General features: G+C 60.9%; 10 protein-coding genes. 6 read left to right on the forward strand and 4 right to left on the reverse strand.

Annotated elements, in window-relative coordinates:
- Positions 1–121: 121 nt before the first annotated feature.
- Positions 122–664, reverse strand: coding sequence for a hypothetical protein (locus G5S37_RS29730; protein ID WP_165209847.1), 543 nt, complete (start codon positions 662–664; stop codon positions 122–124).
- Positions 665–1,279: 615 nt separating this feature from the next.
- A complete protein-coding gene (locus G5S37_RS29735) occupies positions 1,280–3,592 on the reverse strand; it encodes an FAD-dependent oxidoreductase (RefSeq protein ID WP_165209850.1) in 2,313 nt (770 codons plus the stop codon).
- 509 nt (positions 3,593–4,101) lie between these two features.
- Here G5S37_RS29735 and G5S37_RS29740 point away from each other — a divergent pair.
- The gene (locus G5S37_RS29740) at positions 4,102–5,766 is read left to right on the forward strand and encodes a hypothetical protein (protein ID WP_165209853.1); all 1,665 of its coding nucleotides are present in this window, start codon (positions 4,102–4,104) and stop codon (positions 5,764–5,766) included.
- Between the two features lie 79 nt (positions 5,767–5,845).
- Here the strand turns inward: G5S37_RS29740 and G5S37_RS29745 are convergent, their stop codons facing one another.
- Positions 5,846–6,562 carry a pseudouridine synthase gene (locus G5S37_RS29745; RefSeq protein WP_165209856.1) on the reverse strand — a complete coding sequence of 239 codons (717 nt, stop codon included), beginning with the start codon at positions 6,560–6,562 and terminating at the stop codon, positions 5,846–5,848.
- Positions 6,563–6,596: 34 nt separating this feature from the next.
- On the opposite strand from G5S37_RS29745, the gene G5S37_RS29750 reads away from it, so the two are divergent.
- Complete coding sequence (locus G5S37_RS29750) at positions 6,597–7,397, forward strand: hypothetical protein (RefSeq protein WP_165209859.1); 801 nt, start codon at positions 6,597–6,599, stop codon at positions 7,395–7,397.
- Between the two features lie 8 nt (positions 7,398–7,405).
- Here the strand turns inward: G5S37_RS29750 and G5S37_RS29755 are convergent, their stop codons facing one another.
- Complete coding sequence (locus tag G5S37_RS29755; RefSeq protein ID WP_165209862.1) at positions 7,406–8,752, reverse strand: Gfo/Idh/MocA family oxidoreductase; 1,347 nt, start codon at positions 8,750–8,752, stop codon at positions 7,406–7,408.
- A gap of 253 nt (positions 8,753–9,005) precedes the next feature.
- Between G5S37_RS29755 and G5S37_RS29760 the strand changes: the two genes are divergently transcribed.
- From G5S37_RS29760 to G5S37_RS29775, 4 genes are all read left to right on the forward strand, one after another.
- Positions 9,006–10,241 carry a putative zinc-binding metallopeptidase gene (locus tag G5S37_RS29760; RefSeq protein ID WP_165209865.1) on the forward strand — a complete coding sequence of 412 codons (1,236 nt, stop codon included), beginning with the start codon at positions 9,006–9,008 and terminating at the stop codon, positions 10,239–10,241.
- Positions 10,238–11,098: a rhomboid family intramembrane serine protease gene (locus G5S37_RS29765; RefSeq protein ID WP_165209868.1), complete on the forward strand. Its 861-nt coding sequence runs from the start codon at positions 10,238–10,240 to the stop codon at positions 11,096–11,098. The genes G5S37_RS29760 and G5S37_RS29765 overlap by 4 nt, the downstream gene beginning before the upstream one ends.
- A 53-nt stretch (positions 11,099–11,151) precedes the next feature.
- Positions 11,152–13,395, forward strand: a complete 2,244-nt coding sequence (locus G5S37_RS29770; protein ID WP_165209871.1) for an excinuclease ABC subunit UvrB — start codon at positions 11,152–11,154, stop codon at positions 13,393–13,395.
- Positions 13,396–13,573: 178 nt separating this feature from the next.
- Entirely contained in the window at positions 13,574–14,161 is a 588-nt protein-coding gene (locus G5S37_RS29775; protein WP_165209876.1) for a YdcF family protein, read from the forward strand.
- Positions 14,162–14,254: the final 93 nt, after the last annotated feature.

The following is a 14,254-nucleotide window of genomic DNA, read 5'->3' on the forward strand; positions in this document are numbered from 1 at the left end:
CAGCTCCCAAGGCTCGGGGACACTCTTGTTCCCTCAGTTTTCAGTGTGCTCCTGGTTGAGAAGCGGGGCCCCGCCCCCAGAGGCAGCGGCGGAGCTCGGATGGATGCGCGCTTCATGGCCCTCACTCACCTCCGGCCGCTTGCTCGGCCCACGCATGCATCACCACACGCGTGCTTCCTCCCAGCCAGCCCACCTTGGCGAGGCGGGCACGCTGGACATCGCGCGCCTCCAGGAGACCTCGCACGGTAGCGAGGCTCACCTTCGCAGCGCGGCCTGTGTCCCACGAGCGAGGCGCGGCGCGGAGCTGCCCCTGGGCCTCCACCCAGAGACGATGCCGCAGTTGCGCCGCCTCGCGTTGGAGCGCTCGCCTTGCGGCTTCACCCTCCAGTTTCCGCAGCCAGGTTTCCCGCTCCTCCCACTGTGCCACGGTGTCCTCGGCCTCAATGAGCCGCGGATGGCACCGCACCACGGTTTTCCAAGTCCGCCCGGCTGAGCTTGGGCGGGCCACCATGACCCGCAACTCCTCCGGATGATAACTCAGATGCACCAGTTCACCGGTGCTCGTTTCGCCTTCCCACGCTGCTATTGTCGTGCCCGGCAGGCGTTTTGCCCGCACCACTTCCAGCGTCTGCTGGGGCTTCATCAGCCCCGACTGTGTTTTCATTTTAGTTCAACTTGATGCTGCTCCGTGGGCACGCCGTTTCGTGGGCGCTACTCACCCGCGGAGATCAAGTTGACGACCGGCCCGTTGCGGGGCCGGAGCTTGGCTAGGTTAAGACTGGGTCTCGATTAGACATGCTGTGAGACAGATACCATGACAGTAACCAGGGGTCAATCGATTCTGCCGATGGGTGCGTGGGATGGCAGCGCGGTAGTATCACGCCATCGTGGAGGCAGGAGTGCCCCCGATCCTTGGGCGAAGCCATGCACCATGCCTTCAAGAAACATCGTGCTTTCCAGAGGAGCGTCAGCTCCTCCAAGAATGGGCGACGCTCTTGTCCCGTCTGTCGGGCGGGCTATCAGCGCAGCACGCTCAATCCACTTCTTCGCTTCACACCAGCCGCATTCGCTGCCTGAAGGGCAGCAGGAGCCCAGCCCAAGGTTAGGGAGCCCAAGCGACCGACACCTTGGGTAGGCACGGAAATGGCATGGCACTCTGAAAGAGTGCAGGAGCCGTATCTACTCCTTCGCGGGTTCCCAATCGCCGCAGCAGGCTGCGGACTCTGGAAAGCGGCAGCAGGCTGCCGCAATCCAAGGTGGCTGCGCCACACAAGTCACCTCATCTCATTTCGATTCTGTCCGGCACACGATTGTTGTTCGCGTCGAACGGCATCGCATCCTCGAGGTTCTTCATGCCATCGCCATCCTCATCTCCGTCCGCGCTGAGCCACGTGCCTTTCTCGGGAAGCCACTCACCGCGTTGCTGCAAGATTTTCCAGATGAACTGGGCACATTCCCCCCGGTAGAGAGGTTGATCTGCATCCTTGCTCTTGAGCAACCCCTTGGGCGATGGAAACCCCAGACGTGTCAACCAGTCGTGCAACGTGTTCCAGCTCGCGACGGCATTCGGTTGGAAGCGTTGTTTGGAAAGATCGAAGTCACCCCAGGCAAACATGGACTCGAACGCAGGCAGCTCTGTGTCACCTGTGTTCACGTCGAGGAATCGTGACTTCATATCAGGAGGTAGTGACGGCCAGTCCTTGGCGTCAACGCAGGCACGGCAGGTCCGCACCAGTAACCTCACAAGTTCACGCCGCGTCATGGGATCGTCCTGCCCGAAATGGAGGTCCATTCCTTCCGGCACCAGAATGCCGCGCACCGCCAGCATGTTCACCGCTTCAAAGCAGGTCTCGTCAGGGTTCAGTCCGTGGAAGGGCCAGAGCAGCAGGCCCGGTCCACCGCAGCCGCGTACGAGCTTCAATTGCAGCTCCCGCACCTTCGCCATATCTCCCGCGATGTCCCGTGGCTCCACGCCATCGCGCAGGCACATCCATGCGAGCGTCGCGCCTGCCTGGCCCACATGCATCATCTGTCCATGCAATCGCAAGGCCGACTGCACCACACTGCTCACGCCGATGTTTTTTCCCGCGCCGATGAGTCCCTTCATCTCCACCGGCACAAGACCGCGCAATGGAAAGGCCGTGCGATCCGTATCTGTGTGCCAGCCACGTGAAGGCGTGTGCACATTCTGCCAGGGACCGTTGCGATCCTCCGTGAGGAACTTCCGTCGTGTGGGGTGGAAGTCGATGTTGAACTGGAAACCAAACACCGAATCCGTGGGTATCACCTTGGCGAACTCGGGTTGCCGGTCCTCCGCACGGATGTCCTGCTCGCGCATCATGTAGAGCGCCTCCAGTCGCAGGCCTTCGCGCACATACGGCTTCGGTGGCAGCCGGTCCGCCGTGCCGAATTCGTCCGTGAGCGCCATGTAACGGAAGGACTGTGGGAAGTCCCCCACACGATCATGCACCGCCGTCTGCAGGTGATACAGCATACCCAGCGCGTGCTCCTTGATGTCCGCGAACACGATGGCGCGCTGGTGTGGGGTGAGGTTCACGAAGTTCTTCTTCGAAGAGCCCGGTTCATCCTTCTCCAGCGCGTCCACCAGTCGCTGCGGAAGCTGGCAGAGCGGATAGTCCTGCGTGGGATAGTTCAGAAACGTGGCCTCCGTGCCCGGAGCAAAGCCGTTGTGCCAGCGGTCTACGAGACGACGATGCGTATACGGACTATTTCCACTGGGGGAGTACATGCCCGTGCCCATGTCGCTCTCCACCCACGGCGGAATGCGATCCAGTGCAGCGAAGGAGCGCGGATCATAGCTCGCCGGCTTCGGGATGGTCTCATCCTTGCCGCCGGTCTCACGCAGCACGAGGCACCACGAGATGGGATTCATCTCCTGCGAGCCCGCGGCATCATCAAACGACTCCGGCGCACTCGGCTCTCCAAACCTCGAACGGAGGTCCGGCCCCGCGCCATACTTTGCGCCGCTCAGGCGAATCACATCACCCCAGTCGCTGGCATCCATGGTCAGCTTCGCCTGCACGGCAAGTGTCTCTGCACCACCCGTGGTGCGCTCGAACTCCACACCCATCACACGCCCCTTCTCCACCATCACCTTCAGCGGTTGCCATCCACGCTCGATGCGTAGGGCGCCGCTCTTCACATACGGCTCCACGAGTTCCTCGAAGATTTTCGCTGCCGCGGCTGGCTCGATGGTTTCCGTACCGCAGAAGGCATTGCCGGGACTGGCGATGCCGTACTTCGCCGAATTGTGCGCACGAATGCGTTGCACCACTTCGGAGAAGAGACCGCTGCGGGGGAAGTTCGCATGGCGTCCCTTCACCAGCGTCCACTCATCCAGACATCCCACACCCTCCGCGCTGAACTCACCGCCGAGCCAGCCGATGTCATTCACGAGGATGATTCGTTTTACGCCAAGTCTCGCCGCCTGGACTGCTGCGGCGCAGGCAGACTCGTTGCCGCCGATGATGAGGAGGTCGGCTTCGAGGGTGTTTGCTGCAGGGGCCTTGGCCAACCCAAGGGACAGCAACAGAAACGGAAGCGCGAGGGAAAGGAAATGCAGTCGTTTCATGGTGGAACGGAGCGGGACGAGAGTACGCGGCAAGGTCTCGCGATCGCGCATCGAGTTGTGGAGCCGTCTCGTGAGCAACTCAGCCCTTGAGTAACGAAAGTGAGGAGTAAGCGAACCACCTTGCGCGAAGCGCCTCGGAGTGCGTGTGCGAAGCACCGCTTTGGTGGGGAACTTGGGTCCGGAGGAAGCCCGCATACCACTCTCCGTGGCTCCGCACCCATCGTTGATACACCATTCATCCTTTTCCCGTTGTGGGGGTTCTCCAAGTCTCTCGTTCCCTTCACACGTCCAAAGCGGTGCTTCGCACACGCACTCCAAAGCGCTTCGGGCAAGGTAGTACACGGTATCGCACATACGCCATTCCATACGCCGGACATGTCACGAGACGCGTCCATCACCTCCAGCCACGCTCTTGACTGTGGCCCGAGGCATGAGACTTCTCCAGCGCTCCCATGGTGCATCACCATCCGCCACTCCGTTCACTTCTGCCAAGTGCTTCAGCACTCCTCATGACCGCTCGTCGCGTCTTTATCCTCACACCGTTGGTGGCAGCTCTGTGTGCGAGCCTTGCCTCATGCAGCACGACCAAGGGCACCAATGCCGTCACCCGCGAGACATCCACCTCCTCCCTGCTCTCCGCAGCCCAGACCGCACGCAACCGCCTGGCATCCGATCCGGATAACCCATATGCCAATGTCCTCTACAATCACGCCGTCGCGGGTCTCGTGCGGTGGTACGATGCCATCCCGCTCGACCAACGCGAATCCGCCACCCGTGCCGCAGGCCTCACCGTAGAACAAGACGCGACCAACGAATCCGGCCTGCATCGCTTCATGCTCACGTCAGACGTGCCGCGAAACCTGCTGGCACATTCCCAGGGGCGCGGCGGCATCGGTGTGCCTGTCGTGGCATGGCGTCCGAATGACGGCACCGGGAAGTTCGACAACCTCCGCCCACCAGAAGGCATCTTCGCCTCGATGACCGCAGTACTCGACCGCAAGAGCACGAAGCACGGCGACAAATGGACCCTGCGTTTCCTCTGGCCCATTCAGCACAAGACCATCTCCTTCGCCAATCGCACCGAGCCGCTCGCTGCCGACTTCAGCGCACCTATCGCCGTGCTCATCCAGCATGCGGAAGAGCTGCGCAAAAGCGGTTTCCGCGGCATGCTGAATCCCACCACGAATCGCGTTCGCCGGGAGAAGCTCTACCTCATCCAGCCCTACGATCCGCAGAAGATTCCGCTCATCATGGTGCATGGGTTGCAATCCACGCCCGTGGCCTTTGCCAATCTGGTGAATGACCTGCTCGCGGATCCGTTGATTCGCTCACGCTACCAGATCTGGCACTACCACTACCCCACGGGCACACCCGTGATGTGGAATGCGATGGTCTTCCGCCGCACGGTGGATCACACGCTGCGCATGATCGATCCCGAAGGGAATGACTACGCGACCAATCATCTCTTTGTCATCGGCCACAGCATGGGCGGCGTGCTCACACACACGCTGGTATCCGACTCCGGATACAAGCTGTGGGACAGCGTGGTGAAGGTGCGTCCGGACAAGCTGCATGCACCCGCCATCAGTCAGCAGACACTGGAGGACCTGTTCCTCTTCCGCCACGACCCGCGGGTGAAACGCGTCATCTTCATCTCCGTGCCACATCGTGGCAGTGCGATTGCAGACAACTGGATTGGCGACTTCGGGCAATCACTCTACCGCGCCGACCCGAAGCTCAACGAAACGCTCGGCCCCCTGCTGGAGAATCATCGTGATGTGATCGACCCCTTCCTTCTGAATCTCGCGCAGGCTGGGAAGATCAGCTCCATCCGCACCCTGTCCGGCAAGAGCCCCTCATTGATGGCCCTCTCCACCATTCCGCCACAGGTGCCTTTCCACAGCATCATCGGGCAGAAGAAGGATGGGCCGAAGGAAGAGGGCAGCGACGGTGTGGTGCCGTACACCAGCAGTCATCTGGACGGCGCCGAATCCGAGCTCATCGTGAAGCACGGCCATGGTTCCTTCCGGAGTGATGCTGCCGTAGATGAGATAAGGCGCATCCTGCGGCTTCATATTGGCGTGAAGTCGCCGTATGATCCCTGGGAGGGTTTGCTTCCGCCTGCCGCGCCTGATCTCAGCAACCAACAGGTCAGTGAGTCAGCACATAGGTAAGTAGTAAGCAGTGAGTAGTAACTAGAATCTCGATGCTGCTGGGCGCGGACGAGCTCACGAGCAAGCTCTCCGTTTCTACCTACTGCTTGCTGGGTTCTCCCACCACCCGCCACTCCCCTTCTTTCAACTCCCCCAGCTCATACTCACCAAAGCGCACCCGGTGCAGCTTCTCCACATGCCACCCCTGGCTGGCGAACATGCGCCGCACTTGATGGTACCTGCCTTCCGTGAGCGTGACTCTCGCCACACGCTCACTCACGATCTCCAGCTTCGCCGGCAGACACGGCGCTTCTTCACTCCGCAGCATCAGCGTTCCTGAGGCAAAGACATCAACAAGTCTCTGCTCCAGATCGTGGTCCACCTCCGCTTCATACACCTTCTCGACGATAGACTTCGGTGAGGTCCAGCGCTGCACCAACTCCCCGCGATCCGTGATCAGCAGCAGGCCACTCGTATCCTTGTCCAGACGACCCACACTGGTCACCGGTGGATTGCGTTTCGTCCAACGTTCCGGCACCAGCTTATAAATCGTTTCGCCTTCCCCTTCGGCATGCGTGCAGACATAGCCCACCGGCTTGTGCAGCATCACCAGCAAACCTTCAGGCGCCTCCAGCGACTCACCCTCCACACGCACCTCCGCGACATCCTGCGGCGCAATCTTCTGCCCCTCATCCTCCAGTACCTCGCCGCGCAACGTCACCAGTCCCGCGTCAATCAGCTCACGCACCTCCCGCCGGCTGCCGTGTCCGAGTGAAGACAGCAGTTGATCGAGGCGGCGGGGTTTGTTTTGAACCATGTTCTTAAGGCGTGGATGCGGTCGGTATTGCACCGTGATCGCATTGGAAACACCGTCAAAGACTACTTTGCCAGCCCTTCAGTTTGCCTTTGCCTTCGTCTTCCTGGCCGTCGGCGGTTCGCTATTTTTGTTATTTGGAGCGCTGTCCTTCTATTTTCATTGGAAAGACTTTCTGAATCTCAAACAGCATGCCTTCTTCGAGCGCAGCGTGCTAGAACGCTTCATGCCACGTCCTGTTCCGGGTGATCTGGACGAGGGCCGTATACGCAAACTCCAGAACGACTATGAACAAATGGTCAAGTTCCGCCAACCGACTCTGCTTGGCGCCATGGGGTTTGATGTTTGCATTATTGCCCTTGGATTGTTTGCAGTCACACAGGCCCGTCCGCAGAAGATCCGCGCGTCATTGCAAGTTCGTCGCGGTGCCAATGCACGTAGCAAACCCAATTTCGTCCAGCAAGATCCACGGTCCCGACTGGCACGTCTCAGTCTCCTTGCAGGTTCCGCGGTGATCCTTGCGGGTGGCGCATTTGCAATCAACCATTTCAGAATCGAGACCGTACGCGTGCAGGACAGCCCGCTACTGGAGACCATGACCCTCGATTTCTACATGCCCGAGCCCGTTCGTGGCAGCGTGGATGCGGCCACGGTACGCAAGCTTCAGAGGGACTACGCAATTCTACAGGAGTCCCACCTGCGCCACTTGAAGGCCACTTTGTGGGTGTTGGTCATGGCCAACTTCGCCAGCCTGGTCACCGTGCTTTTTCAACTCTTGTGGCTGTGGCCACGCAAAGCGCAACCACAGCCACAAATCGAAAACACACCCGCTGCTTAAGCTCAAGCTTACGCCAGCCCCGGAATCTCCCAGCCCGAGCGGTAACTGCGTCTCACGAACTTCGTCGCGTCCTCAGAGTTGGTGAAGACCATCTTCTCCGCATCCCACTCGAGGGTCTGTTGCGGGAAGATGCTGGCGAGGCAGCCAAGCAACACCGCTTCGGTGAGCGGGCCGCTGTAGTCGAAGTTCGCACTCGGCTTCGTGGTGCCACCCTTGAGGCAGCAGTCCACCCACTCGCCCCAGTGATTGCGGGGCTCAAGTTTATTGGGACGGCGTCCGGCGAATTTGTCCTTCGGATGCAGCGTGGGGGTGCTGCCATGCGGATGCACGAGCACGCCTTCGGTGCCGATGTACACCGTACCCTGGCCGGGCCACTTGCCTTCCACCAGCGCCTGGACTTCTGCTGAGGGAAGCTGGTCGCCGTCATACCAGGTCACCTTGATGGTGTCTCCCGCCGTGTACTGCGTGCCGGGGTAGAGGTATTCCACCTTGCCGTTGATGGCCCAGTTCTCCGCATTGGGAGGAGGCGGACCGTGGGAGGTGACGGACTTCGGCATGGTCAGGCCGAGCGCGCGGTACCAGCCGCTGAACATGTGGCAGCCCATGTCACCCAAAGTGCCCGTGCCGAAGTCCCGGCGCTTGCGCCAGTTTCCGGGGTGATAGTAGCCGCTGATGTACTGACGCTCCTTCGCCACGCCGAGCCACTTGTCCCAGTCGAACTCCGCCGGCGGCGTGTCCTTCTTGTCCGGCACCGGGTCCATGTCGCCCCACTTCTTGTTGGAGAAGGTGTGCGCCTCCTTCACCTTGCCAATCGCGCCTTCCTGGATGTAGGCCACGGCGAAGCGCTCGGTGAAGTCGGAAGAGACCTGGATGCCCATCTGCGTCATCACGCCCTTGTCACGGGCGAGCTTGGTGATGGCACGGCATTCGAGGAGATTTTGCGTGAGCGGCTTCTGGCCGTAGACGTGCAGGCCTTTGTTGATGGCCGCCATGCCAATGGGACCATGCATGTGGTCCGGCGTGCTCACATTCACCGCATCGATCTTGCCCTCTTCCTTCACCAGAAGCTCGCGCCAGTCCTGGTAGACGCGCACATTGGGGAACTGCTCCTGCACGCGCTTGAAGTTGCGCGTGTCCACATCGCACACAGCGGCGAGTTCCCAGTTCGGGTGCTTGGCCAGGTTGCTGATGTCCGTCCAGGACATGCCGCTGGCGCCGAAGGCCGCGTGACGCAGCTTGCCATTCGGCGAGGCAGCCCGCAGGCCGGAGGTGACAAAAGGCGCGCCAAGGAGGGCTGCAGCACCCGTTTGCAGGAAACGACGGCGGGACGAGGTGGAAGAAGCTGAAGGAGTCATGATGCGTGAAAAGCGAATCGTGAACCAGTGCATACGCCATATGCCAGTCGAACCTTCGCGAGCAGGCATAATTCGACCGGGCTGAGTGACAAAAGGCAGCGTCCTCTTTAGTCCACGCCTAAGGTAAGATTTTTCTTTCCCCCTGCCATCCCCTACCCTGCCCGGAGTCGACTCCTTAGTAAGGCCGACAATCCTCCGCTGGCAGACTGACATGCCCGCGGCGCCCCTACCCTTCCCTCCCAACCCTCTCTTGATGAAGCGATTTTCCTGTGAATGCGGCAACGTGTTGTTCTTCGAGAACTCCCAGTGCCTGCAGTGCGGTTCCGACACCGGTTTCGACCCCGCCGTCGGAACCATGGTCAAGCTCACCCCGGAATCCGGGCTGAAGCGCTGCGACAACGGCCCCGCCCACGGCGTGTGTAACTGGCTCATGCCCAAGGAAGACCCCAACATCTTCTGCACCGCCTGCCGGCTGAACCGCACCATCCCGGACCTCAACCTCTACGGCAATCTCGCCCTCTGGGCCCGCATGGAGTCCGCCAAGCGCCGCCTGCTGGCCACCCTGCTCGGCCTTGGCATCGAGGTGCATTGCCTGAACGAAGACCCGGTGGGCGGCCTCGCCTTCGACTTCATCCAGACCCTGTCCAACCCTCCCGTCACCACCGGCTACGCGGTCGGCGTGATCACGGTAAATCTCCAGGAGGCAGACGACGCCGTGCGCGAGCGGACCCGCCAGCAGCTCGGCGAGAGCAGCCGCACCCTGCTGGGCCACTTCCGCCATGAGACGGGCCATTACTTCTGGGAGCGCTGGTTCGGCATCCTGAATCTGAACCACCCTCTGCGCAGGGCCTTCGGCGAACTCTTCGGCGATGCCAGTCTGGACTATACGACCGCGATGAACCGCCACTACTCCCAAGGCCCACCGGTGGGCTGGGAGCAGTCCTACATCAGCGCCTACGCCAGCATGCACCCGTGGGAGGACTGGGCGGAGACCTGGTCGCACTACCTGCAGATCCTGGATGGCCTGGAGAGCTGCGAAGCGTATGGCCTGCAACTCGGAGCTGGCGCGCTGGAGGTGACGCCATTTCCCAAAGAGTCCGCCACGCTCCCGGAGAATCTCCCGCAGGAGCCCGCAGAGGATCAGAAGTTCCTCACGTGGCTGCATCGCTGGGTGCGTCGCGCGCCCATGTTCAATGAAATCTCCGCCAGCCTCGGCCAGCCCGCGCTGTACCCGTTTGTCCTGAGCCTGCCTGCGGTGAAGAAACTCCGCTTCGTGCACTACGTGGCCAGTGTGGGCCGCACCAACCTCCAGACGCCGGCACAAGCGCCGACGCAGTCGCAGTCGCAATCGCAGAAGTCCACGAACTCGACGCAGCCCCCTCCCCCCTCCGCGCCAGCCTCACCCGGCTCTTATGGGACACGCACGGGAGCGCCCGCGTCTGCTCCTTCGCTTGCAACTGCCGGTTCGACAAGGCAAGTTGCATCATGAGCTGGTTTCCGCAGTCGAAGGATCACCTGCCGCTGACATGGTGGAAGGGGAACGCCATTTACCTCTCCGCGTACATTGCCATTGTTGGCGTGGCCAGCATGATCGTCACGGCCCTCCTGGGCAGGGGCATCATGGGCGTTCTTGAGTTCTCCTATGTGGGGTTGGTCGGTCAGTTCCGCGTGTGGACTCCGCTGACTTATATCCTCGTAAATCCATTCGACCTTTTCCTCCTCCTCTCGGCTTACATCTTCTGGAAGTTTGGCGAGGACCTCGAAAAGTTTTTTGGCCGCCGGGCATTCATCCGGCTTTTCTTGCTGCTCGTCCTCGTCACCCCCGTGGTGCTGACTGTTTTCGGTCTGCTGGGCTTTGGCACATGGGCTGCCATGGGCATCAGCGGCGTGTTTTTTGGCGTGTTCATCGCTTTTGCCACTCTTTACCCACGGGCACAGATTTCACTCTTCATCGTCACCGTTCCTGCGGGCGTGCTTGCCATGTTTTACGTGGGCATCATGGCAGTGATCCATCTGGCAGCACGGAACTTGCCGGCTTTCATCATGCTGGCCTGCCAGGTGCTCGCCGCCTACGGGTTTGTCCGGTTTCACCAGGGCCGCTGGTCGCTGGAAGCGCTTCAATCAAAGCTTCACGCCCCAAAGCCGGCGAAGTCCCAGCGGGAATCCGATCTGACCGTGCTGCCGCCCTACCGTAAAGACAAGGCGGAAACGGAGCGCGGGCACCGCTCGGAAGCCGAGAAGGTGGACGCCATCCTGGAAAAGATCAGCCAGAAGGGCATGCAGAGCCTCACCGCTGCAGAACGCAAGTTGCTGGAAAAGGCCAGCGATCGGCTGAAGAAAGGCTGAAGACAAGCTGTCCGTCCCGCTTGCACCCGCCGCCTCAGGCGTAAGGTATCTTTGTGTCCGTTTTCTCCCTCAATTCCGAATACCACCCGCGCGGTGACCAGGCGCAGGCCATTGCGAAGCTGGTGAAGTCTGTGGAAGCAGGCAATCGCCACCAGACCTTGCTGGGGGTGACGGGCTCGGGGAAGACCTTCACCATGGCGAACATCATCGCCCAGATCGGCAGGCCCGCGCTCATCATGAGCCACAACAAGACGCTCGCCGCGCAGCTCTATTCCGAGTTCAAAAACTTCTTCCCGGACAACGCGGTCGAGTACTTCGTCAGCTACTTCGACTACTACCAGCCCGAGGCCTACATCCCCCGCTCAGACACCTACATTGAGAAGGACTCGAGCATCAACGATGAAATCGAGCGCCTCCGCCTCTCCACCATGGGCGCGCTGCTCACGCGGAAGGATGTGGTCGTGGTCGCCAGCGTGTCCTGCATCTACGGCTTGGGTTCACCGGAAGATTATGAGGGCATGATGCTCCCCGTGCACCGCGGCGAAACGATGACCCGCGAGACCATGCTCTCAAGGCTGGTGGACATGCTCTACGAGCGCAATGACATCTCCTTCACCCGCGGCAAATTCCGCGCGCGTGGTGATGTGGTGGAGGTCTTCCCCGCGTATCTCGACAACGAGGCCATCCGAGTGGAGTTCTTCGGCGACGAGATCGATCGCATCAGCGTCTTCGACCCGCTCACCGGGAGTGCCACCACGCAGCTCCAAAGCTACACCTTCAATCCCGCGAAGCAGTTCGTCACTCCAGGAGACAAGCTGCGTGTCGCCATCAAGGCCATCCGTGCCGAACTGGATGCACGCGTGGCGGAGTTCGAATCGCAGGGCAAGCTGCTCGAAGCGCAACGCATCCGCATGCGCACCGAGTATGACATCGAGATGATGCAGGAGATGGGCTTCTGCCAGGGCATTGAAAACTACAGCCGCCACCTCTCCGGTCGCGCGCCGGGCAGCACCCCGGGCACGTTGTTGGATTTCTTCCCGGACGACTTCCTTTACTTCGCGGATGAGAGCCACGCCACCATCCCGCAGATCGGCGGCATGTATGAGGGTGACCGCTCTCGCAAGACCGTGCTCGTGGAGCATGGCTTCCGCCTTCCCAGCGCGCTGGATAACCGTCCGCTGAAGTTTAATGAGTTCATGGCCAAAATAAAACAGGCCGTGTATGTGAGCGCCACACCCGCCCAGTTCGAGGTGGACAACAGCGTCGTGGGAAACAAGGGCTACGTGCCGCACAAGCGTGAACGCATCGGCGAAGCAGAGACCGTTCCCGCCCTCCTGCCCGGCGGCGTCAATGGCAGTGGCAAGTCCAACCTGCAGTCCCAGCTCACCAACCCCCGCTCCATCGTGCGCATCTCCGGCAGCAGCGAGCCGATTGAGAAATTTGATGTCACCACGAAGGGCAAGCACCTCATCGTGGAGCAGATCATTCGGCCCACCGGCCTGCTGGATCCCATCGTGACGCTCAAGCCGCTCAAGGGCCAGATCGATGAGACCATGGAGCTCTGCCGCGTGCGCATCGAGCGGGGCGAACGTGTGCTGGTAACCACCCTCACCAAGCGCACCGCGGAGGACCTCACCGACTACCTGCGCAATCTCAACTTCAAGGTGCGCTACCTGCACAGTGACATTGATGCCATCGAGCGCGTGGAAATTCTCCGCTCCCTGCGCGCTGCCGAGTTCGATATCCTTGTGGGCATCAATCTTCTTCGGGAAGGTCTCGACCTTCCCGAAGTGAGCCTCGTGTGCATCCTGGATGCGGACAAGGAAGGTTTCCTCCGTAGTGAAACCTCCCTCCTGCAGACCGCCGGCCGTGCGGCGCGCCACGTCAATGGCGAGGTGGTTCTTTTCGCGGATCAGATCACCGGCAGCATCCAGGCCCTGCTGAACATCAGTGCCTATCGCCGCGAGCGTCAGACGGATCACAACGAGGAACACGGCATCACCCCGCAGACCGTGAAGCGTGCCGTCCAGGAAAGCCTGCACGGCTGGCAGGCCGGCAAGCAGCTGGAAGAAAGCGTGGTGAAGGACGAAGCCGGTGGCTACGCCGTCACCGAAGTCCTCCGCGAACTCGAAGCCGAAATGGCCGAAGCCGCCAGCAGCCTCGAGTACGAAAAAGCCGCGCTGCTTCGCGACCAGATCCGCGAGTTGAAGAAACAAGCCGGCATCAGCGACTCCATGACCCAGCTTCCGCAGCGGAAGGTGAAGTACGGCGGGAAGAAGCGGGCGAAGAAAGGGTGAATTCGAGCAACGCTCGAAGCCTCCACCCAAGGAGCGGCTGCTTTAGCTGCCGTTGGCGCCAAGCGTCCCCTCACCGCACCATCCTCCACCACATCGCCCCAGGCCCAAGGAGGGGGAACGCCTCGTTCCCCTTGCGTTGCAAACCTTGCGGTCCACCATTGTCGAAGAACGCCAACACATGCGTCGTCGACTCAAAACCATCCTTGTCCTTCTGCTGGGTTCGCTTGGCATCTGGCTATTGGCGGTGAGCATCGCTATCTGGACCGTTGGGCAAACAGACCACGCCACGAAATCGGATTGCATCATCGTGCTGGGCGCCGCCGCCCAAGGCTCGCAACCGTCTCCCGTCTTCGAGCAACGTCTCCGGCACGGAATTGACCTCTACCAGCGCCAGCTTGCCCCGCGTCTCCTCTTCACCGGCGGCTACGGTGATGGCAAAACTCATTCAGAAGCCAGCGTCGGTTCCGCCTATGTACAGCAACATGGCGTGCCTGCCATCTCGATTCTGCTGGAGGAAAAGTCACGCACCACCAGGCAGAACCTCGAAGAAGCTCTCAAGGTGATGAACGCCCACGGCCTGCAGTCAGCCATCATCGTCAGCGATCCTCTGCACATGAAACGCGCCCTGATGATGGCGGAAGATCTCGGCATCCAGGCCTCGTCATCGCCGACTCCCACCTCCATGTACCGCTCCTTCGGAGCCCAGGCAAAGGTCCTGATGCGTGAGGTGTACTTCATGCATCACTACATGGTGAGTGGAGAATAAATGACCGGAGCATTTGCGGCGGCATCACATCAAGTGAGGCTCCGCCTCACTCAAGGCGTGGGGACATTCCTGTCCCCATGGAAGCGCGAACCA

Source organism: Roseimicrobium sp. ORNL1 (assembly GCF_011044495.1).
In the GTDB taxonomy this organism is placed as follows: domain Bacteria; phylum Verrucomicrobiota; class Verrucomicrobiia; order Verrucomicrobiales; family Verrucomicrobiaceae; genus Roseimicrobium.

Bases quoted from the DNA above. Each gene is read 5' to 3' on its own strand.
- G5S37_RS29755 (WP_165209862.1), bottom strand. From the start codon at position 8,752: ATGACTCCTTCAGCTTCTTCCACCTCGTCCCGCCGTCGTTTCCTGCAA.
- G5S37_RS29775 (WP_165209876.1), top strand. From the start codon at position 13,574: ATGCGTCGTCGACTCAAAACCATCCTTGTCCTTCTGCTGGGTTCGCTT.
- G5S37_RS29760 (WP_165209865.1), top strand. From the start codon at position 9,006: ATGAAGCGATTTTCCTGTGAATGCGGCAACGTGTTGTTCTTCGAGAAC.
- G5S37_RS29730 (WP_165209847.1), bottom strand. From the start codon at position 664: ATGAAAACACAGTCGGGGCTGATGAAGCCCCAGCAGACGCTGGAAGTG.
- G5S37_RS29740 (WP_165209853.1), top strand. From the start codon at position 4,102: ATGACCGCTCGTCGCGTCTTTATCCTCACACCGTTGGTGGCAGCTCTG.
- G5S37_RS29735 (WP_165209850.1), bottom strand. From the start codon at position 3,592: ATGAAACGACTGCATTTCCTTTCCCTCGCGCTTCCGTTTCTGTTGCTG.
- G5S37_RS29765 (WP_165209868.1), top strand. From the start codon at position 10,238: ATGAGCTGGTTTCCGCAGTCGAAGGATCACCTGCCGCTGACATGGTGG.
- G5S37_RS29745 (WP_165209856.1), bottom strand. From the start codon at position 6,562: ATGGTTCAAAACAAACCCCGCCGCCTCGATCAACTGCTGTCTTCACTC.